The organism is Croceicoccus mobilis, assembly GCF_001661965.1.
In the GTDB taxonomy this organism is placed as follows: Bacteria; Pseudomonadota; Alphaproteobacteria; order Sphingomonadales; family Sphingomonadaceae; genus Croceicoccus; species Croceicoccus mobilis.
Window position 1 is genome coordinate 248,051 of record NZ_LYWZ01000020.1, and the last position, 17,951, is coordinate 266,001.

17 protein-coding genes, 1 tRNA gene and 1 pseudogene are annotated in these 17,951 nt (G+C 63.8%); 14 read left to right on the forward strand and 5 right to left on the reverse strand.

The features are described from left to right. Positions 1-4: 4 nt before the first annotated feature. From A9D13_RS06375 to A9D13_RS06385, 3 genes and pseudogenes are all read left to right on the forward strand, one after another. Positions 5-394 carry a nitrile hydratase accessory protein gene (locus A9D13_RS06375; protein WP_216635492.1) on the forward strand — a complete coding sequence of 130 codons (390 nt, stop codon included), beginning with the start codon at positions 5-7 and terminating at the stop codon, positions 392-394. A 27-nt stretch (positions 395-421) separates the two neighbouring features. Further along, positions 422-1,099, forward strand: coding sequence for an energy-coupling factor ABC transporter permease (locus A9D13_RS06380; RefSeq protein WP_066771646.1), 678 nt, complete (start codon positions 422-424; stop codon positions 1,097-1,099). A gap of 27 nt (positions 1,100-1,126) precedes the next feature. Next, positions 1,127-2,187 (forward strand): annotated as a pseudogene (locus A9D13_RS06385) (IS3 family transposase); the annotation flags it as partial. A 154-nt stretch (positions 2,188-2,341) separates the two neighbouring features. Here the strand turns inward: A9D13_RS06385 and A9D13_RS06390 are convergent. From A9D13_RS06390 to A9D13_RS06400, 3 genes are all read right to left on the reverse strand, one after another. Beyond that, positions 2,342-2,417, reverse strand: a tRNA-Thr gene (locus A9D13_RS06390). 43 nt (positions 2,418-2,460) lie between these two features. Continuing rightward, on the reverse strand, positions 2,461-3,339 hold the full coding sequence (locus A9D13_RS06395) for a hypothetical protein (protein ID WP_066771878.1): 879 nt from the start codon (positions 3,337-3,339) through the stop codon (positions 2,461-2,463). Beyond that, positions 3,339-4,661, reverse strand: a complete 1,323-nt coding sequence (locus tag A9D13_RS06400) for a replication-associated recombination protein A (RefSeq protein ID WP_066771654.1) — start codon at positions 4,659-4,661, stop codon at positions 3,339-3,341. Before A9D13_RS06400 ends, A9D13_RS06395 begins: the two co-directional genes overlap by 1 nt. A 450-nt stretch (positions 4,662-5,111) precedes the next feature. Between A9D13_RS06400 and A9D13_RS06405 the strand changes: the two genes are divergently transcribed. Continuing rightward, positions 5,112-5,561 carry a PadR family transcriptional regulator gene (locus A9D13_RS06405; protein WP_229665400.1) on the forward strand — a complete coding sequence of 150 codons (450 nt, stop codon included), beginning with the start codon at positions 5,112-5,114 and terminating at the stop codon, positions 5,559-5,561. A 100-nt stretch (positions 5,562-5,661) separates the two neighbouring features. Continuing rightward, positions 5,662-6,096 carry a hypothetical protein gene (locus A9D13_RS06410; protein ID WP_066771656.1) on the forward strand — a complete coding sequence of 145 codons (435 nt, stop codon included), beginning with the start codon at positions 5,662-5,664 and terminating at the stop codon, positions 6,094-6,096. A 1-nt stretch (position 6,097) separates the two neighbouring features. Here the strand turns inward: A9D13_RS06410 and A9D13_RS06415 are convergent, their stop codons facing one another. Continuing rightward, positions 6,098-7,264, reverse strand: a complete 1,167-nt coding sequence (locus A9D13_RS06415) for a glycosyltransferase family 4 protein (protein WP_066771886.1) — start codon at positions 7,262-7,264, stop codon at positions 6,098-6,100. A 338-nt stretch (positions 7,265-7,602) separates the two neighbouring features. Between A9D13_RS06415 and A9D13_RS06420 the strand changes: the two genes are divergently transcribed. The 8 genes from A9D13_RS06420 (at position 7,603) to gspN (ending at position 16,276) form a co-directional block, all read left to right on the forward strand. Then, complete coding sequence (locus A9D13_RS06420) at positions 7,603-8,382, forward strand: type II secretion system protein N (protein WP_229665411.1); 780 nt, start codon at positions 7,603-7,605, stop codon at positions 8,380-8,382. After that, complete coding sequence (gene gspD, locus A9D13_RS06425; protein WP_066771890.1) at positions 8,382-10,604, forward strand: type II secretion system secretin GspD; 2,223 nt, start codon at positions 8,382-8,384, stop codon at positions 10,602-10,604. Before A9D13_RS06420 ends, gspD begins: the two co-directional genes overlap by 1 nt. A gap of 85 nt (positions 10,605-10,689) precedes the next feature. After that, the gene (locus A9D13_RS06430; protein ID WP_066771888.1) at positions 10,690-12,183 is read left to right on the forward strand and encodes a GspE/PulE family protein; all 1,494 of its coding nucleotides are present in this window, start codon (positions 10,690-10,692) and stop codon (positions 12,181-12,183) included. Further along, positions 12,183-13,409 carry a type II secretion system inner membrane protein GspF gene (gene gspF / locus A9D13_RS06435; protein ID WP_066771658.1) on the forward strand — a complete coding sequence of 409 codons (1,227 nt, stop codon included), beginning with the start codon at positions 12,183-12,185 and terminating at the stop codon, positions 13,407-13,409. Before A9D13_RS06430 ends, gspF begins: the two co-directional genes overlap by 1 nt. A gap of 4 nt (positions 13,410-13,413) precedes the next feature. Continuing rightward, positions 13,414-13,872: a type II secretion system major pseudopilin GspG gene (gene gspG / locus A9D13_RS06440; protein ID WP_066771659.1), complete on the forward strand. Its 459-nt coding sequence runs from the start codon at positions 13,414-13,416 to the stop codon at positions 13,870-13,872. A gap of 12 nt (positions 13,873-13,884) precedes the next feature. Beyond that, the gene (gene gspL / locus A9D13_RS06445) at positions 13,885-15,039 is read left to right on the forward strand and encodes a type II secretion system protein GspL (protein ID WP_066771660.1); all 1,155 of its coding nucleotides are present in this window, start codon (positions 13,885-13,887) and stop codon (positions 15,037-15,039) included. Next, complete coding sequence (gene gspM / locus A9D13_RS06450; RefSeq protein ID WP_082922175.1) at positions 15,036-15,521, forward strand: type II secretion system protein GspM; 486 nt, start codon at positions 15,036-15,038, stop codon at positions 15,519-15,521. The genes gspL and gspM overlap by 4 nt, the downstream gene beginning before the upstream one ends. Continuing rightward, the gene (gene gspN / locus A9D13_RS06455; RefSeq protein ID WP_066771662.1) at positions 15,518-16,276 is read left to right on the forward strand and encodes a type II secretion system protein N; all 759 of its coding nucleotides are present in this window, start codon (positions 15,518-15,520) and stop codon (positions 16,274-16,276) included. Before gspM ends, gspN begins: the two co-directional genes overlap by 4 nt. A gap of 33 nt (positions 16,277-16,309) precedes the next feature. On the opposite strand, the gene A9D13_RS06460 is transcribed toward gspN, so the two are convergent. Then, positions 16,310-16,762, reverse strand: coding sequence for a Dps family protein (locus tag A9D13_RS06460; protein ID WP_066771664.1), 453 nt, complete (start codon positions 16,760-16,762; stop codon positions 16,310-16,312). 205 nt (positions 16,763-16,967) lie between these two features. Between A9D13_RS06460 and A9D13_RS06465 the strand changes: the two genes are divergently transcribed. Continuing rightward, the gene (locus A9D13_RS06465; protein WP_066771666.1) at positions 16,968-17,948 is read left to right on the forward strand and encodes an adenosine kinase; all 981 of its coding nucleotides are present in this window, start codon (positions 16,968-16,970) and stop codon (positions 17,946-17,948) included. The last annotated feature ends 3 nt before the right edge of the window (positions 17,949-17,951 follow it).

Here is a 17,951-nt window from a genome sequence, read left to right on the forward strand (position 1 = left end):
ATCGATGCAAAACGGTAAAGTACAGATGGAATACTCTACCGCTACGCCGTTCCGGTTGGGCGAGGCTAGGAATGATCTGCCGAATTTTGACGAGCCTTGGCAGGCCTATGTCTTTTCGCTGACGGTGGCGTTGGTGGAATCGGGAAAGTTTGACTGGCCGGAATGGATATCCAGCTTTGGCTGCTTGCGCAGTCCCGAGGTGCTCGGTTCAGACGAAGAGGAGCCAGGGGCGTATTACGAGCACTGGATACAGAGCTTGTGCGGCATCCTTCAGGAAAAAGGCGTGGCTTCTATCGCCGAGGTGACAAGCTGTGCGGAACGCTGGCGTCGTGCCTATCTGGCTACTCCGCATGGACATCCGGTCAAGCTGGAAGCCGGTAAACCAATTTTCTGAGCCTGGCACTTCTGAAGGGAAAAGCAAATGCATATCGAACCGGGCGTGGTCGTAGGGGCAAAGGCGATACTTGGATTGGTCACCGCGGCGGCGGCTGTCTTCAAGACTGGACGGGCATTCCGTAATGACCGGCACCGCGATGCTCTCGCAACTATCGCGATGCGCAGTCTGGTAGCAACCATGATCGTGATCGCGATTTTCCAGTTCCTTCCGCATCCGCCCGTCGGCGTTTCCGAAGTGCATTTGATCCTGGGATCCACCCTGTTGCTGACTTTGGGTGTGGCACCGGCGGCCATCGGCCTTGGGGTGGGCCTGCTGTTGCAAGGGATACTCTTCGCGCCCGCGGATCTGCCGCAATTCGGCATGAATCTGACCACGTTGCTCCTTCCGCTCTTCGCAGTCGATGCACTCGCGCAGAGAATTGTTCCCATCGAGACCGCTTATGTGGATTTGACCTACAGCCAGGTCTTGCGCCTCTCAGCCACATATCAGGCCGGGATCGTAGGCTGGGTCGCTTTCTGGGTCCTTTACGGAGAAGGCGTATCCGTTGGCAGCCTCCAGTCCCTTGCTTCCTTTGCAGCAGTGTATGCGAGTATCATCGTGATTGAGCCGATCATCGATCTCGCAGTTCTCGCGGCGGCACGCAGCGGTAAGGGGAGTCTGATTGAGACGGTCTTCGACGCCAAGGTATTTGCGCCCAGTTGAAGCTACTGTCAGCGGATCCTGCGGATCCTGCGGACACTCGAGGCCGAGAACGCGAAGCTCAAGCGGCTTCTGGCCGATGCGATGCTGGACCAGGCTGCCTTGAAGGATCTTCTGGCAAAAAAGTTGTGACGCCCGCCGCCAAGCGGGAAGCTGTCGCTCATCTCCAGCTATGTCGCGGGATGAGCGAACGGCGGGCGTGCCGTGTCATCGATGCCAATCGCAAGAGCATGCGTTACCGTTCGACCCGGGACGATGATGCCGGTCTGCGCGAGAAGCTGCGCCAACTGGCCAACCAGCGTCGCCGGTTCGGCTATCGGCGTTTGCATATCCTGCTGCGCCGCGAGGGGATCATGATCAACCGGAAGAAGACCCAGCGGCTTTATCGCGAGGAAGGCTTGGCGGTCAGGCGACGACGGGGCCGCAGGCGTGCTGTTGGCACAAGAGCACCTGCTACGGTTCTGGCTCTGCCGAACCAGCGCTGGAGCCTCGACTTCGTCCATGATCAGATAGCCTCGGGCAGACGGTTCCGGATCCTCAACGTGGTCGATGGCGTGACGAGGGAGTGCTTGGCCGCACTGCCGGACACCTCGATCTCGGGGCACCGTGTCGTACGCGAGTTGACCCGGCTGATTGCCCAGCGGGGCAAGCCCGGCATGATCGTCAGCGATAATGAGACTGAGCTCACCAGCAACGCCGTGCTGGCCTGGTGCGGCGAGATCGGCATTGAGTGGCATTACATCGCTCCGGGAAGGCCGATGCAGAATGGCTATGTCGAGAGCTTCAACGGCCGCATGCGCGACGAGCTTCTCAACGAGACCCTGTTCCTCAGCATGGCACATGCACGAGTCGAGATCGCCGCTTGGGTCGAAGACTATAACCGGGAGAGGCCGCACTCCTCCCTCGACTACGCAACCCCGGCGGCATTCGCCGCCAAACTGGATAAGCGCTCATGCGCAAAACAACCGCCCGGCTCTAATCCCAGCTGGAGGAAAGCTGGGGTCACGTCACACGCCCTAAAAAACATGTCCGAGAAGGTGGCTGTTTCCCACTTCGCTAAAATCCACAGCGTGATTTCTTCTTTGGGCTAACGTCGGCTCTTTGAGGTTAGGAAACTAGGTCCGAAAGTCCGGCATTAGGGCGCAATCCCAACGTTCCTATCAGTCGGATACGCCGGATCTGTTTCCCCATTGGGACCCAAATTCAATGCCGTCGACATTATTGGCATCTAAGCTTTTGAAAAATTGGTGCCGGCTACAGGATTCGAACCCGTGGCCCCCTGATTACAAATCAGGTGCTCTACCAACTGAGCTAAGCCGGCACATGTCAGGCGGGAAATCGCCTTGCGATTGGCGCTCTTTGCTTCAAGGCGCGCCGAAGGTCCAGCCCTCCGTTTGCGCGACATGTTCGATTTTTTCGGGCTTCCACAGGGTTTCGTCACCTGCGGCGATCCGCATCCATGCGGCAGAGAGCAGGGCATCGGCGCTGTGGTCGTCGATGCTGCCACTGCCCGTGGGGGCGGCGGAACCCAGCGCGGACAGCGCCTGCGCCAGTTCCTCATGACTGCGGATCTTCGACGTGCCCGCGCGGCGACCTGCGGCAACGGCGGGGATGGTCGTGTAGATTTCTACTATGGCGCTGCCGGTGGCAGGCAGCCGGTCGATCGGCCAGACGGGGATGCGCCCATCCAGCCGGTGCAGAACGCGCATCCCGGTCAGGCTCGATTTTCCCACCTGCGCCGCCCCGACAAGGTTGAAATTGGAATAGGGCTTGCAGCCGAGCAATTGCTGCCGTTCTTCGGTCACGCGGAAACGACCACGGCGGTGAGCGGCGCCGGGCGCGTGAAACAGCGCGCCTTCGCGACCGTTGTGGCGGCGGAAATAGGCGGATAGCTCGGGGTGGTCGACGAAGCTCGTGGCCGAGAGATGCGGATCGCCCGCGCAGATATCGTCGATCAGCGCCCACAGGCTTTGGGCATCGGGCGGGCTGTCGGCCCAGCCGGGAAAGAACGCGCCGCAATCGGCGAAGGGTAGCGATATGCCAAGGTCGAGCCCGACCAGCGTATCGTCAGGCAAATCCTCGCGCAGCAAGGCCAATACATCCTCGCGGGACCATCCCCGTCCGGCATCGACCAGCACCGGCGCGCCGCCACCGGCATGGGCCAGCGCCATGGCGATACCGCCGGGGCGCTCGGTCGCCGCGCCCGACCAGTCAACGGCGAGGAAATGGCGGAAGCGGGGCATCAGCCCTGTCTTTCGGCGCGCTTTTTCGCCCACCATTCCATGCGTTCGATCACCTGCCGTTCGAAACCGCGCGGGACGGGCTGATAGTAATCCTGCGCCGCCATCCCTTCGGGCCAGTAGTTCGCGCCCGAAAACCCGCCTTCGGCATCATGGTCATAGGCGTAATCCTTGCCATAGCCGATGTCCTTCATCAGCTTCGTGGGTGCGTTGAGGATGTTGGAAGGCGGCATCAGGCTGCCGGTTTCCCGCGCGCTTTTGAACGATGCCTTGAACGCTTTATACGCCGCGTTCGATTTGGGCGCGGTGGCGAGATAGAGGCAGGCCTGCACGATGGCGAGTTCGCCTTCCGGGCTGCCAAGGAATTCATAGCTGTCCTTCGCGGCAAGGCACTGCACCAGCGCCTGCGGATCGGCGAGGCCAATGTCTTCCGATGCAAAGCGCACGAGGCGGCGAAGGACATAGAGCGGGTCTTCGCCTGCCGTCAGCATGCGGGCAAGGTAATAGAGCGCGGCCTGCGGATCGGAGCCGCGCAGCGACTTATGCAGCGCGCTGATGAGGTTGTAATGTCCGTCGCGGTCCTTGTCGTAAACGGCGACGCGGCGCTGCAGGAATTGCCCCAGCGCGGCGGGATCCAATGGCGCGTCGATCTTCGCGGCATACAGCGTCTCCGCCTGATTGAGGAGGAAGCGCCCGTCGCCATCGGCGCTGGCCACCAGCGCGGCGCGTGCGTCTTCGGTCAGGGGCAGGGGCCTGCCGGTCAGCTCTTCGGCACGGTCCAGCAGCTTTGCAAGCGCCTCGGCATCGAGGCGGTGCAGGATCAGCACCTGTGCGCGGGACAGCAGCGCGGCGTTGAGGGCGAAGCTGGGATTTTCGGTCGTGGCGCCGACCAATGTGACGGTCCCGCGTTCGACAAAGGGCAGGAAGCCATCCTGCTGCGCGCGGTTGAAGCGGTGAATCTCGTCCACGAAGAGCAGGGTGCGTTTGCCTGCTTTCTGCATGGTATCGGCCTCGGCGAAAGCCTTTTTCAAATCGGCGACGCCGGAAAATACCGCGCTGACGGCGGCGAATCGCATGCCCACGCTATCGGCGAGAAGGCGCGCGATGCTGGTCTTGCCGGTGCCGGGAGGGCCCCACAGAATCATGGATGTCAGCCGGCCCGCCGCCACCATGCGCCCGATCGCGCCCTCGGGGCCGGTCAGATGCTCCTGCCCGATGACATCCGCCAGCGATGCGGGGCGCAGGCGATCTGCCAGCGGGCTATCGTCGGGCATGGCTTCGGTAGCGGTCCCGGCAGGGCTGTCGCTGGCAAACAGGTCGTCCATGCCGGGCTAGATAGGCGGTGCGGCGAAAATTTCCCACCGCGTCTTGCGGAAACTCAAATACGATATATCTTAGTTCTATCGAAAACAGGAGTTACGATAAAAGTGCTATTCGATGAGAACATGAGAGGCGGGCGGGGGCGTAAGGGTTTCCGCATGGGCCGCACCGAAGGCGAAGGCCGTGGCCGGAAACGCCATCGTCGCGGCGGCTGCGAACGTGAAGGGCGGATGGAGCGCATGTTGCGCAATGGTCCCGCTGATGCCGGTGCCCGGATGGGGCCGTGGGGAGAAGGCCCATTTGGCGGCCCGATCGGTCGCGGCCCATGGGGTGATGAATTAGGCGCCGGTCCCCGTGGCCGTGGCGACCGGGGCCGGGGCGGCCGAGGCAGGGGCGGCGAAGGACGGGGCCATGGCCGCGGACGCGGCGAAGGTCGCGGCCCGCGCGGGCGCCGGATGTTCCGCCAGGGCGAATTGCGGCTCGTGCTGCTTGCGCTGATCGAAGAGCGGGGTCGTCACGGCTATGAGCTGATCAAGGCGATCGAGGAACTGACGGGCGGCCAATATGCACCCAGTCCGGGCGCGGTCTATCCGCAGCTCAGCCTGCTGACGGACGAGGGGCTGATCGCCGAAGCCCCGAGCGTCGACAGCCGCAAGCCCTTTACCCTGACCGACGCCGGCAAGGCCGAACTGGAACGGGGCCGGACGATCGCCGAATCGGTGATCGCGCGGCTGAAGCAGATGGGCGCGGATGAACCTCGCGAAAGCCCGCCGATCCGCCGCGCGGTGGGCAATCTCCTGACTGCCGTTCGCAACCGGGCCATGCAGGAGGGGTTTGCCGACGATACCGCGAAAGAGATCGCGGCGATCCTTGACGAGGCCGCTGGCAGGATCGAGCGACTCTAGGGCGCGACGAGCCGCCTTTCCTGTTGCCGACCGTGCCTTTGCAATGCCGTCCATGCGGTGTAGCAATGGCACGGGAAAAACTGACGGGGAGACAGACCTTATGGCGAGCAAGGCAGCAAAAGTGCCGGCAAGCTTTTGGATTATCGCGGGCTTGAGCTTGGTGTGGAATTCGCTCGGGGCGTTCCAATACGCGATGACCCAAGCGGAAAATGCCGCCTACCTTTCCAATTTTTCGCCTGAAGAGCGGATGTATTTCACCAGGCTGCCAATGTGGCAGATTGCTTTCTGGGCATTGGGTGTCTGGGGTTCCGTAGCAGGTTCGCTGCTGCTTCTCTTGCGTTCGCGCTGGGCGCTTGCCGCTTTTATCGTGTCGCTGCTCGGGTTGGTGATCACCACGCTCGTGTCCTTGTTCCAGCCTGCGCCGGAAAGCCTGACAGGGCTAGTGAATTGGGTGATGACCGGGGTCGTCTGGGCGATCCTGATCGCATTGATCTGGTATTCGCGCCGGGCCATGGCCCGCGGCTGGATCGCCTGATCTAGCCCTGCGGGGCGAGAAGCTGGCAATAGGCCGACAACACCGCGGAATTTACCTCGTCCCAGCCATATTCGCTGGCGCGTGCCTCTCCGGCGGCGCCATGCGTGCTGGCAAGGGCGGGGTCGGTGCAATAGGCGGATAGTGCATCGGCGAACCCGTCGATGTCGCCAGGTTCCACCAGCTTTCCGGACACGCCATCGGCGACAAGGCTCTGGCTGCCGGTCGCGACGGCGGCGACCACGGGCAGCGCACATGCCATCGCCTCCAGCGTGACGTTGCCGAAGGTTTCGGTGACCGACGGGTTGAACAGCATGTCCATCGACGCGACCGCGCGGCCCAGATCCTTGCCCATCTGGTGGCCGACAAAGACCGCGTTCGACAAGCGCTCGGTAAACCAGCCGCGCGCAGGCCCTTCGCCGATGACCAGAACGCGGTGCTTTACCCCGCGCTTGTCCAGTTCGGCGCAGGCGGCGGAAAAAACGTCGAGGCCCTTTTCCATAACCAGCCGGCCCAGAAAGCCGATGACTTGTTCATCGTCGGCAATACCCAGTGATCGGCGCCACGCCATGTCACGCGCTACGGGTGAGAAAATCTCCCGGTCGACGCCGCGCGTCCACAGCGAGACATTTTCATTCATGCCCTGCTCTTTCAGCAGGGTGACCATCGAATCGGATGGCGCGACCAGCGCGTCGCAGCGATTGTAGAACCGCTTCAGCCCGGCCAGTAGCGGCGCCTCCAGAAAGCCCATGCCGTAATATTGCGGATAGGTTTCGAAACGCGTGTGCACCGAAGCCAGCACCGGAATATTGCGCGATCGCGCCCAGCTGACCGCGCGATGCGCGACCACATCGGGGCTGGAAACATGGACGACATGCGGCGCAAACCGGCCCAGATCGCGGCGCACGCGCGGCGACAGGGCCATCGGCACGCGATATTCGCTGCGGCCCGGAATAGGCAGCGCCGGTACGCCGACCAGCTCTCCGGTTGCCTCAAACGCGGGGTTTTCCACCTTGGGCGCATAGACCCGCACGTCGCAGCCCTGGCTCAGCAGATAGCCGACAAGCCGGTTGAGCGCCTGATTGGCGCCATCGCGCACGTAGTTGTAATTGCCGCTGAAAAGGGCAATCCGCAGGGGCGTTCTTTCAGATGTTGGAACAATGTCTGCCATGGCCATGGCGCGCGCTTTAGCCGTGTGATTCCCGTTTGGCGAGCCGCAAGCTTGCATGATCCACGCCGCCTGTCGCAATCTGCGCCGTGTTTGACATGAATTTGTCAAAAAGCTGCGACATTGGCAGCTGTTCAAACAGCAGAAGGGCTGCTCCCCGTAAAGGATCGAGTCGCGGGAGCGCGCAGATGCGTGGTGGGCATTGGCGCGCTGGCGCTTGTGTCGCGGCGGGCTGGCCCATAGTGCTAGGCAGTCACAATTGACGGGTGGGAAGAAAAATCTTGCGATTCGTTCGCACTAGATCTGGGGGCCTGCCTTTGCGGGCGCCGACATTGCACGATGTGATCTGGTGGTTGCTGGCCGCCGGGATCGTCATCGCGGGTGTGGCGCTGTTCTGGATGGTCGTCACCCCGGTGTCGCCGCTGGGGCAGTGGCGGCCGGCCAGCGTCAATGTCATGTCACCTGCTGCGCGCAGTGCGCTGATGGGCAGCTTTGACCCCTTCAACCGCATGCAGCCCCGGCCCGAACTGGCCGCAGGGCCCGAACGCGTGACCGATCTGCCCCTTACGCTGTACGGCCTGCGCTATAACGCGGCGACGGGCAGCGGCACCGCGATCATTGCCGACAATGACGGAGAGCAGAAGATCTTCCGCATCGGCGATGAGGTCACGCCGGACGCCACCTTGGCGGGGATCGCGTTCGATCACGTGGTGATCAGCCGTTCGGGTGCGCGCGAACTTCTTTATCTCGACCAGTCGAAGCCCGCGCCGGTGGCGCAGGCGGCAACCGGGCCAAGCCGCATGCCGCAGCCCCCTTCCAGCGATGTCATCGACCCCAATGCCGTGTCCGCCTCCGCCCTGCGCGGCGGCGTGTCGGTGCAGCCCGAGATGAAGGGCGCGAGCTTTGCGGGGCTGTCGGTCTATCCCAACGGCAATGGCTCGGCCTTCGATGCCGCGGGGCTGCAGGCCGGCGACATCGTGACCGCGATCGGCGGCAAACCCATTACTTCGGCGGGTGAGGCAGGCAGCCTCGTTCGCGCTCTTGTTCCCGGCAGGCAAGTCTCACTGACGGTGAGGCGCGATGGCCGGGATGTTCCAGTCCAGTTCCAGGTGGCGCCATGATGCGTTTTGATTCCCGTTCGGCCAGTGCCGCCCTTGTTTCCGCCGTCGCGATCTGCGCCAGCTCGGTCCCGGCCCACGCGCAATATGTGCTCAACATGCGCGATGCCGATGTGCGCACCTTTGTCGCCGATGCGGCGCAGGTGACCGGTCGGACCTTCATCGTCGATGGCCGGGTGAACCAGAAGATCAGCGTCGTCACCGATCGCCCGCTGACCCGCAGCGAATATTTCGAGGTGTTTCTTTCGACCCTGCGCGCCAACGGCCTTGTCGCGGTGCCGACCTCTGACGGGGCATTTCGTATCCAGCCCGCCAGCAATGCCGCTTCGCAGCCGACGCGGGTGGGCAGCCAGGGCGTGCCGGGAAACCAGATGGTGACCGATGTCGTGCGTCTGGGCGCCGTCGCGGCGGAGGATGCGGTCAATACGCTGAAGCCGCTGGTCAGCCCGGAAGGTTCGATCACCGCCAATCGCGCGGGCAATTCGCTGGTGATCGTCGATTATGCCGATAATCTGCGCCGCATCCGCGCTTTGCTGACCCAGATCGACACCGACAATAGCTCGACCCAGATGATCGCGCTGGACCACGCCGGCGCGCGCGAAATCGCGACCGCGCTGACCGAGCTGATCCCGCAGGGGCAGAACGGCAATGGCACGCTGGCCAGCGTGGTGGCGGTCGACAGTTCCAATTCACTGCTGCTGCGCGGGGAAAAGGCGACGCTGGAACGGCTGGCCGCGATGGCCCGCGAACTGGACAGCCGCGCCGCGCAGGGAAGCGAGATCAAGGTGATCTGGCTCGATTACGCCGATGCCAGCGCCATGGTCGCGACGCTGGAAAAGATCATGGGCGGAACGGGCAATTACACGCCCACCACCACCGGCTCCACCCGCACCAGCGGATTGTCGAGCATGAGCGGCAGTTCGGGCAGCACCGGCGCGCAGGGCGGATCGACGATGGGCGGGCAGGTCGCGGCATCGTCGGGGACCAGCGCGGCGCAGCAGAACACCAATCTTGGCGGCGGCACTATCGAATTGTCGGGCGGGCGCGGCACGGCTGTCATAACCCGCTATCCCGGCGCTAACGCGGTCATCATCTCCGCCCCTGTAAACGTGCAGCGCCAGCTGGGCGAACTGGTGCGCCAGCTGGACGTTCGGCAGGATCAGGTGCTGGTCGAGGCGATCATCGTCGAGATTTCGGATTCGGTCGCACGCGAACTGGGTCTGCAGGTCCTGCTGGCGGGTGAGGACGTGCCCTTCGCGGTCACCAATTTCTCAAACGTTGCGCCCAATATCATCGACCTGGCAGGCGGCATCCTTGCCGATGAATTCGATCAGACCACCACGGTCATCAGCGGTGACACCATCACCACCAGCACCAATAGCACCGTATCCGACATGCTGCGTGAAAACGCGGCGACGGCGGCGTTGGGCGCGCGTGGCGGGTATACCGGCTATGGCACGAAGTTCGGCGGCAACAACTATCTGGGCGTGCTGCTGAACGCGGTGCAGGAAGATACGGATTCCAATATCCTGTCCACCCCGCACATCACGACCAACGACAATGTCGAGGCCTCGATCCTGTTCGGGCAGGAGATCCCTGTTTCGACGGGTGAGGCGCTGTCCGATAATTTCGACAATGCCTTCCGCACGATCCAGCGCCAGAACGTGGGTATCGAGCTGGACGTAACCCCGCAGATCAATGCGGGCGACGAGGTGAAGCTGAACCTGCGGCAGGAGGTCTCCTCCATCGCCGGGCCGGTTTCGAGCGATTCATCCGAACTGATCGTCAACAAGCGCGAAATCAGCACCACTGTCACTGTCGGCAATGGCGAGATCCTGGTGCTGGGCGGTCTGCTTGACGATAATGAGCGGCGGACGATCCAGAAAGTGCCGCTGCTTGGCGATATTCCGCTGCTGGGCGAATTGTTCAAATCGCGCGGCAGGAGCCATGTGAAGACGAACCTGATGGTCTTCATCCGCCCGACCATCCTGCGCACTGCCGCCGACCGGCAGGAAGTCACCGCACGCCGCTATGGCGTGATTCGTGACGCGCAGCGCGAATTCGATCCGAAGCGCGAACCGGGCATCGATGCGCTGATCGTCGATTATCTGGGCGCGGTGCCGCCCGCGATGCCGCGCAGTGAAGGCGACGTCGTGATCCGCCCGCGCGCGGTGGATTCGCAGCCCGTCGTGCAGGAAATTCCGCCGTCGAGCGCGGCGCAGTAAAGGGGCGCAGACGGTGGCTTCGCGCGATCACGAAGATGTGCCGCTGGGCGAGGACGTGACCCTTGCCGGGGCCGTGCCTGCCGAGATGCCGCGTGTATCGCCCGCGCTTTCCTATGCCGAGGCGCGCGATCATGGCGTGATCGTCGCCGATGATCCCGATGGCCTGCGCCTGACGATGCGCAGCAGCGCCGATCCGCTGGTCCTGCTTGACCTGCGTCGTCGGTTTGGCCGGCCCTTTACGGTCGAAAAGGTGGAGCCGCAGCGGTTCGAGGCTTTGCTGGCCGACACCTATGGCGATGCCGGATCGCTGGCGGCTGACAGCATGGGCTTCGAAGCCAGCGCCGATACCGACATGATGGGCCTGCCCACCGCCGAGGATTTGCTCGACAGCGCCGATGATGCGCCTGCGATCCGGCTGATCAACGGGCTGATCGCGCAAGGGCTGCGCGAAGGCGCGTCCGACATTCATATCGAGCCTTACGAACAGGCCCTCGTCGTGCGCTTCCGCGAGGATGGCGTGCTGATCGAGAAATTGCGCATGCCCCCGCATGTCGCTCCGGTGCTGGTCAGCCGCATCAAGGTCATGGCTCGCCTTGATATCGCCGAACGCCGCGTGCCGCAGGACGGGCGCATCGGCCTCTCGCTAGGCGGGAAGCTGGTCGACGTGCGTGTCTCCACCCTGCCGAACCGCGCGGGCGAACGCGTGGTGCTGCGCCTGCTCGACAAGGAGAACGCGGGGCTGACCCTGAAGGACCTTGGTCTCGACGATCGGGCGGGTGAGGTGCTTGATCGCGCTTTGAAAGAGCCCAATGGCATCGTGCTGGTCACCGGGCCGACCGGTTCGGGCAAGACGACCACGCTTTATGCGGGGCTGCGCAGCCTGAACGATGGACAGCGCAATATCCTGACTGTGGAAGACCCTGTGGAATACGCTGTGGACGGGGTGGGGCAAACGCAGGTGAATGCGAAGGTCGGTCTCGATTTCGCGGCCGGTCTGCGGGCCATTCTGCGGCAGGATCCCGACGTGGTGATGGTCGGCGAAATTCGCGACAAGGAAACCGCCGATATCGCGGTGCAGGCATCGCTGACGGGCCACCTCGTGCTTTCGACCGTGCACACCAATGACAGCATTGGCGCGATCACCCGCATGCGCGACATGGGGGTCGAACCTTTCCTGCTGGCCAGCACTTTGCGCGGCGTGGTCGCGCAGCGGCTCGTCCGCCGGCTGTGCCCGCATTGCAAGCGCGAGGGCGGGATCGACCCGGCGCTTGGCGCGATTCTTGGCATCAAGCCGGGCAGGGCGGTATACGAACCGGTCGGCTGCGAGCAATGCGGCGAAACTGGCTATTCAGGGCGCATCGGCGTGTATGAGGCGGTTCGCATCGACGAGACGATCCGCCGCATGATCCACGAAAGCGCGGATGAAGAGCGGATTGCGGACTATGCGTTCGGCAAGACCGCCGAAGGCAAGCGCCGCGGCACGCGGCTTGCCCGCGCGGCGAAACGGCTGGTGCTGGAAGGCGTGACCTCTGCCGCCGAAGCGGCACGTGTCGCCCGGCGCGAGGACGAGGGCGCCTGATGGCGCGCTATGCCTATCTCGCGGTCGATCCGCAGGGGCGCGAAAGGCGCGGTGCGGTGGATGCCGCCAGCGTCCCCGCCGCGCGCGAGCAATTGGCGAAACGGCGCTGGCATGTGCTGAGCGTCGATGAAAAGCTGGGCGCGGCCTTGCCTGCGGCCAAGGGCGGCATCCATCTCCCCAGTTTCAAACGCAAGCTGCGCCCCAAGCAATTGGCGCTTTTTACACGGCAGCTGTCCTCGCTGATGATGGTAAGTCCGCTGGAAGAAGCGTTGCGCACGATCAGCCGCCAGACCGAAAAGGAAAAGGCGCGCGCGATCCTGACCAATGTCCACGCCGGCATCGTCGAAGGCCTGCCTCTCGCCGATGCGCTGCGGCGCGAGGAAGCGAGCTTTCCCCCCGTCTATCGCGCGATGATCGCGGCGGGCGAGAATTCGGGCAGCCTGCCCAGCATCGCCGAACGGCTTGCCGACAGTCTTGAGAAAAGCGCCGAGGTCCGCGGCAAGATCATCGCCGCGCTCGCCTATCCGATCATCCTGTCGCTGGTGGCGGTTGCGGTGGTGACGGGGCTGATGGTCTCTGTCGTGCCGCGCGTGGTCGAACAGTTCGACAATGCCTCGCGGCAATTGCCGCTGCTGACGCGGATCGTGATCGTGCTTTCGGATTTTCTTTCGGCGTGGTGGTGGGCGCTGGGGCTGGTGATCGCGCTGGCCATCCTGGCTTTCCTGCGCGCGCTGAAGAACCCCGGTTTCAAATATCGCTTTGACGCGCTGATGCTGAAAACGCCTTTCGTCGGTAAGCTCATTCGCGACATGCATGCCGCCGCGCTTGCCCGCACGCTTTCCTCGATGATCGCGGCGCGCCTGCCGCTGGTCGACGGGCTGCGCCTTGCCAGCCGCACCGTGCATAATTCGGTGCAGCGCCAGGCGCTGGAGCAGATCACGGAAAAGGTGCGCGCGGGCACCTCGCTTTCCACCGCCATGCGCGAGGCCGGGACATTCCCGCCGCTCCTCGTCTATCTTGCCTCCAGCGGTGAGGCGGCGGGACAGCTTGGTCCCATGCTGGAGCGCGCGGGCGAATATCTGGAACGCGAATTCGCCAGCTTCACCGCTGCGGCCATGGCCCTGCTGGAGCCTGCCATCATCATCCTCATGGGCGCGGTGGTCGCGACGATCATCCTCGCCATTCTGCTTCCCATCCTGCAATTGCAGGAACTGACCGGACTTTGAGATCATGACCGACCACCAGAAACAGACCGACCCCGAAACCCGCAAACGTCGACGCAAGAACGGCTTCAGCCTTGTCGAGCTGATGGTGGTGCTGTTCATCATCGGCCTGCTTGCCAGCATCGTCATCATCAACGTGCTGCCCAGCCAGGACAAGGCGATGCGCGTGAAGGCGGAGGCCGATATCGCGACGCTGGGGCAGGCGATGGAGATGTACCGGCTCGACACGGCGACTTACCCAAGCGCGTCGGATGGCCTCAATGCGCTGGTCACGCCGCCTGCCAACCTGATGATGCCGCAGAACTATCGTTCGGGCGGCTATATCAAGGAACTGCCCAATGACCCGTGGGGCCGCGCCTATCAGTACCGGGTGCCGGGCGAAGGCGGCAAACCGTTCGAGATCTATTCGCTTGGGGCCGATGGCCAGCCGGGCGGAGAGGGCGAGAACGCGGACATCACTGACTGAGCTAGCTGACCGATGGCCCGTTTCACCCAGCCCCTGCCTGAGCGCGATGCATCCGCCCCCGATGTGGGTGGCGTGATCGTGCTGCTTGGCGAACATCCGCGCGATGACTGGCGCTGGTGGCGCGTTGGTGCAGATGGCCTGCATTCGGAACATGGCTTTACCCCCGGCGATGATGCGGCATGGGGCGATGCGGGCCGCGTGGTCGCTATGGTCCCTTCGGTGCTTGCGCCTGTTCGCTTTTCGCCGCGTGGCGACATGTCCGGGCCGCAGGCGATCGCGGCGGCGCGACTGGCGCCAAAGGGGGCGGGCGCCACGGAAGAAACCCATGTCGCCGCCGCCTTGCTGGCCGATGGCGACACCATCGCAAGCTGCACCGTGGCGAAGTCGGACATGGATGTGTGGTTGGCCGAACTGGCCGCTGCGGGGCTTGATCCGCAGGCTGTCATTCCTGCTGCCATGGCGCTGCCGGAACCACCAGATGGCGAATTGTTGTCAGGCACGCTGGGTTCGCAGGTTCTGGCGCGCAGTGCGCAAGCGGCTTTCGCCGGAGAGCCTGACATGATCGCGGCGCTGTCTGGCGACGCACGGCGGCGAGAGGCGGGTGCCGATGCGCTGGCCGATGCCTTGTTCACGGCCTGGGCCGACCCGCCGCTCGACCTGCGGCAAGGTGTTTATGCCCCGCCGCGCGTTTCGTTTTTCCGCCTGCCCGATTGGGCACAGCTGGCTCGCATGGCGGCGGTGCTGGCGCTGCTGGGTTTCCTGATCCTTGCCGTGGAAACGGTGAAGCTGGAATGGGATGCCAATGCGCAGGAAGAAGCGGCCCTTGCCGCTGCGCGCGAACGGTTTCCCGCCGTTACCGATCTGGCCAGCGCCGAAAGCCAGATCAATGCCGAACTGCTGCGGCGCGGAGCGGGGGGCGCGAGTTTCGATGCGGTGACGCCAGCGGTGTTCGCCGCAATGCAGCCGCATCCATCGGTGCAGCTCAGGTCGCTGAGCTGGCAGCGTGACGGCACATTGGCCATTCGCGCCGCCGCACCACGGACGGAGGATCTGAACGCCATGCTGATCGCGCTGCAGGCCGATGGCTGGGTCATCACCGTGCCGCCATCCATCGCGCCCGACGCGACCGGCGCAACGGTGGCCGATATCACGGTGCGCGCGCCATGAGCGGGCTGCTGGAACCCGTGCGCGACTGGTTCGCCGGATTGACCGGGCGCGAACGCTGGCTGGTCGGGATCGCAGGCGTGCTCGCCGCGATCGTGATCGGGATTTATGGCATCGTGCTGCCACTGGGTGCTTTGCACGACGATGCGCATGTTCACCACCGTGAAGCGGTTGAGGCTTCGGGCCGCGTCATGGCGCGGCTTGAAGCGCTGGCGGATGCGCCGGACGCACCTGTTGCTGGCAGTGGACCCGTGGCGCAAATGGTCGCCGCCGCTGCCGATGCGCAGGGGTTGGTGCTGCAGGCGAATGAAGCGCGCGGTAATGACGCAACCCAGATCAGCGTGCCGACTTCCGCGCCCGGCGCGGCGCTGGCGCTGCTGGACGCACTTGGGAAACAGGGCATCAATGCCGAGCAGGTGACGATCACCCCATCGGCGGATGGATCGGTTTCCCTGAATGCGACTTTGACGCGGGCGACGCCATGATAGGGCGCTGGATATTCATTCGCGACGGGCGGCTCAACCGCCGGACATGGGCTGCGATCGCACTTGCCACGCTTGCGGCGCTTTTGGCGATGCTGCCGCTTCGGCTGGTGCTGGGATTGGCGGGCAATGGCCGGACTTTAAGCGCGCAGGCGGTGGAGGGCGTTGCATGGGACGGGCTTGTCGGTGAGATGCAGATCGGGCCGCTATCGATGGGGCTGATGGAAGTGGATCTGATGCCGCTGCCGTTGCTCGTCGGACAAGCGAAATTCGCGATTGAGCGGCCCGATTCCATGAACCGCGCACCGTTCAGGGCACGTGTCAGCAGCACCCTTGGCACAACAGGCATCGAGAATGCGACGGGTGAGCTTGCGCTTGCGGGCATGTTCGCCCCGCTTCCGGTCAGGGCGCTGACGATGCAGGATTTTTCTGCCAGCATCGCAGATGGGCAATGCGTGGCGGCTTCTGGCACGCTGGGGCTGGCCGTTCCGGCAATGGGCGCGTTCATGCCCGCCGAAACCGTGCTGGCAGGCGAAGCGCGCTGTGAAAACGGCGCGCTAGTCGTGCCGATGACAGGGCCGAGCGGGAACGAGCGGGTCGATCTTTCCATCAAGCCCGACGGGAGCTGGCGCGCGGTGATGTCGGTAGCGGGATTGCCGCCCGAAATGGCCGAACCATTGGAAGGCATGGGTTTTGTCGCGCGGCCCAATGGCGCGGGCCAGACGACAATGGGGCTGACGGCGAGCGGTACGCTCTGACGCCAGCCCCATTGTTTCAGGTCGTTTCAGCGATCAGCCGAGGATCGAGCTGAGGAACCAGGTGCGTTCCTCTGCCTGGTCGGTCCAGTCGTCGATCAACCCGTCGGTCGCATTGTCGCCTGCCTTCTCGGCCAGGTCTTTTACTTCCTTCAGCGTCTTGACCATGGTCGCGTTGTCGTCACGCAGCTGGCTGACCATGTCCATGGCTTCCAGATCGGTCGAATTCTGGTCGGCGACCTTGGTCTTTTCCATGATCGAACCGATCGAGGTCAGCGTCTTGCCTTCGATCTTGCGCACGCGTTCCGCGATCAGGTCGACATTGCCGAAGATCTCTCCGGCCTGTTCGTCGAACAGCAGGTGCAGGTCGCGGAAGTCGCGGCCCTTGACGTGCCAGTGGAAATTCTTGGTCTTCATGTACAGCGCGAGGTGGTCGGCCAGAAGGCCATTCAGTCCATCGATCAGCGCTTTCTTTGCATTGTCGCCCATTGCGGTTCCTCCGGGTGTTAATTTCGTGTCTGATATGGGTATGAAACGCACCGAAACAAATCGGGTTTCCCGTTTTTGGATGATTGATGTAATCGATTTTGTCGATCAGTGACCGTGCACCCGCTTCGTCGATAGCGATTGACCGGACAGCCACCCACCGGTAACGCCCGAAACCATTAATGATGCAGCTGCGAAATTATCCTTCATGACCAGTGACCAAGCGCAAATCGTGGCGCTGGGCGATGCCATCGTCGATGTGCTGGCCCAGCGGGACGAGGATTTCCTCGTCGATTGCGGCGTGCTCAAGGGCACGATGCGCCTGCTTGCCGATCAGGAGGCCGAGGATCTGGCCGCGGCCATGCATGGCAGCGGCACGGTTGAGGAAGTGCCCGGCGGTTCGGCGGCGAACAGCCTCGCGGGCGCTGCCGCACTGGGCGCGCGTTGCCGCTTTATCGGGCTGACCGGCAATGACCGTCTGGGCGAGCTTTTCAAGAAGCACATGGCCGATCTCGACATCGTGTTCGACACGCCGCCGCACGGGGACGCGCCGACGGGGCGTTGCTTCATCCTGGTCACGCCCGATGGCGAACGCACGATGCAGACTTCGCCTGCCGCCAGCCATTGCCTGACGGCGGACGCGCTGGATGAAGAGGCGATCCGCGGCTGCGACACGCTTTTCCTCGAAGGGTATCTCTGGGGCCCCGATACGCCGCGCGCCGCCATGCGCCGCGCGATCGAGCTGGCACGGGGCGAGGGGCGGCGGATCGCCTTTACGCTTTCGGATTCGATTGCCCTTCCGGGGCGGCGCGATTCCATCATGAAGCTCGTTTCCGATGGCGGCGTCGATGTGCTCTTCGCCAATGAATACGAAGCCAAGTTGATGACCGGCATCGACGACTTCCACATGGCGGTCCGGGCGCTGGGCGAAAAGGTGCCGTTGCCGGTCGTGACCTGCGGTGCAGGCGGCGCGGTTGCCGTGCAGGATGGGGAACTGATCGCCCGACCGGCGGTAAAGCCAGAGAAAATCGTCGACACCACGGGCGCGGGCGACCAGTTCGCCGCCGGCTTCCTTGCCGCGCTGATCGCGGGCCGCGATGTCACCCAATGTCTTGATACCGGCGCGCGCAATGCCGCCGCGGTGCTGGCCCATATGGGCGCGCGTCCGCTGAAACGAATGGAACTGTGACCA

Coding starts and splice junctions, on each gene's coding strand:
- gspL (WP_066771660.1), top strand. CDS start 13,885: ATGGCCCGTTTCACCCAGCCCCTGCCTGAGCGCGATGCATCCGCCCCC.
- gspD (WP_066771890.1), top strand. CDS start 8,382: ATGCGTTTTGATTCCCGTTCGGCCAGTGCCGCCCTTGTTTCCGCCGTC.
- A9D13_RS06395 (WP_066771878.1), bottom strand. CDS start 3,339: ATGCCCCGCTTCCGCCATTTCCTCGCCGTTGACTGGTCGGGCGCGGCG.
- A9D13_RS06410 (WP_066771656.1), top strand. CDS start 5,662: ATGGCGAGCAAGGCAGCAAAAGTGCCGGCAAGCTTTTGGATTATCGCG.
- gspM (WP_082922175.1), top strand. CDS start 15,036: ATGAGCGGGCTGCTGGAACCCGTGCGCGACTGGTTCGCCGGATTGACC.
- A9D13_RS06430 (WP_066771888.1), top strand. CDS start 10,690: ATGCCGCGTGTATCGCCCGCGCTTTCCTATGCCGAGGCGCGCGATCAT.
- A9D13_RS06405 (WP_229665400.1), top strand. CDS start 5,112: ATGTTCCGCCAGGGCGAATTGCGGCTCGTGCTGCTTGCGCTGATCGAA.
- gspG (WP_066771659.1), top strand. CDS start 13,414: ATGACCGACCACCAGAAACAGACCGACCCCGAAACCCGCAAACGTCGA.
- A9D13_RS06465 (WP_066771666.1), top strand. CDS start 16,968: ATGACCAGTGACCAAGCGCAAATCGTGGCGCTGGGCGATGCCATCGTC.
- gspN (WP_066771662.1), top strand. CDS start 15,518: ATGATAGGGCGCTGGATATTCATTCGCGACGGGCGGCTCAACCGCCGG.
- A9D13_RS06380 (WP_066771646.1), top strand. CDS start 422: ATGCATATCGAACCGGGCGTGGTCGTAGGGGCAAAGGCGATACTTGGA.
- gspF (WP_066771658.1), top strand. CDS start 12,183: ATGGCGCGCTATGCCTATCTCGCGGTCGATCCGCAGGGGCGCGAAAGG.
- A9D13_RS06415 (WP_066771886.1), bottom strand. CDS start 7,264: ATGGCAGACATTGTTCCAACATCTGAAAGAACGCCCCTGCGGATTGCC.
- A9D13_RS06375 (WP_216635492.1), top strand. CDS start 5: ATGCAAAACGGTAAAGTACAGATGGAATACTCTACCGCTACGCCGTTC.
- A9D13_RS06460 (WP_066771664.1), bottom strand. CDS start 16,762: ATGGGCGACAATGCAAAGAAAGCGCTGATCGATGGACTGAATGGCCTT.
- A9D13_RS06400 (WP_066771654.1), bottom strand. CDS start 4,661: ATGGACGACCTGTTTGCCAGCGACAGCCCTGCCGGGACCGCTACCGAA.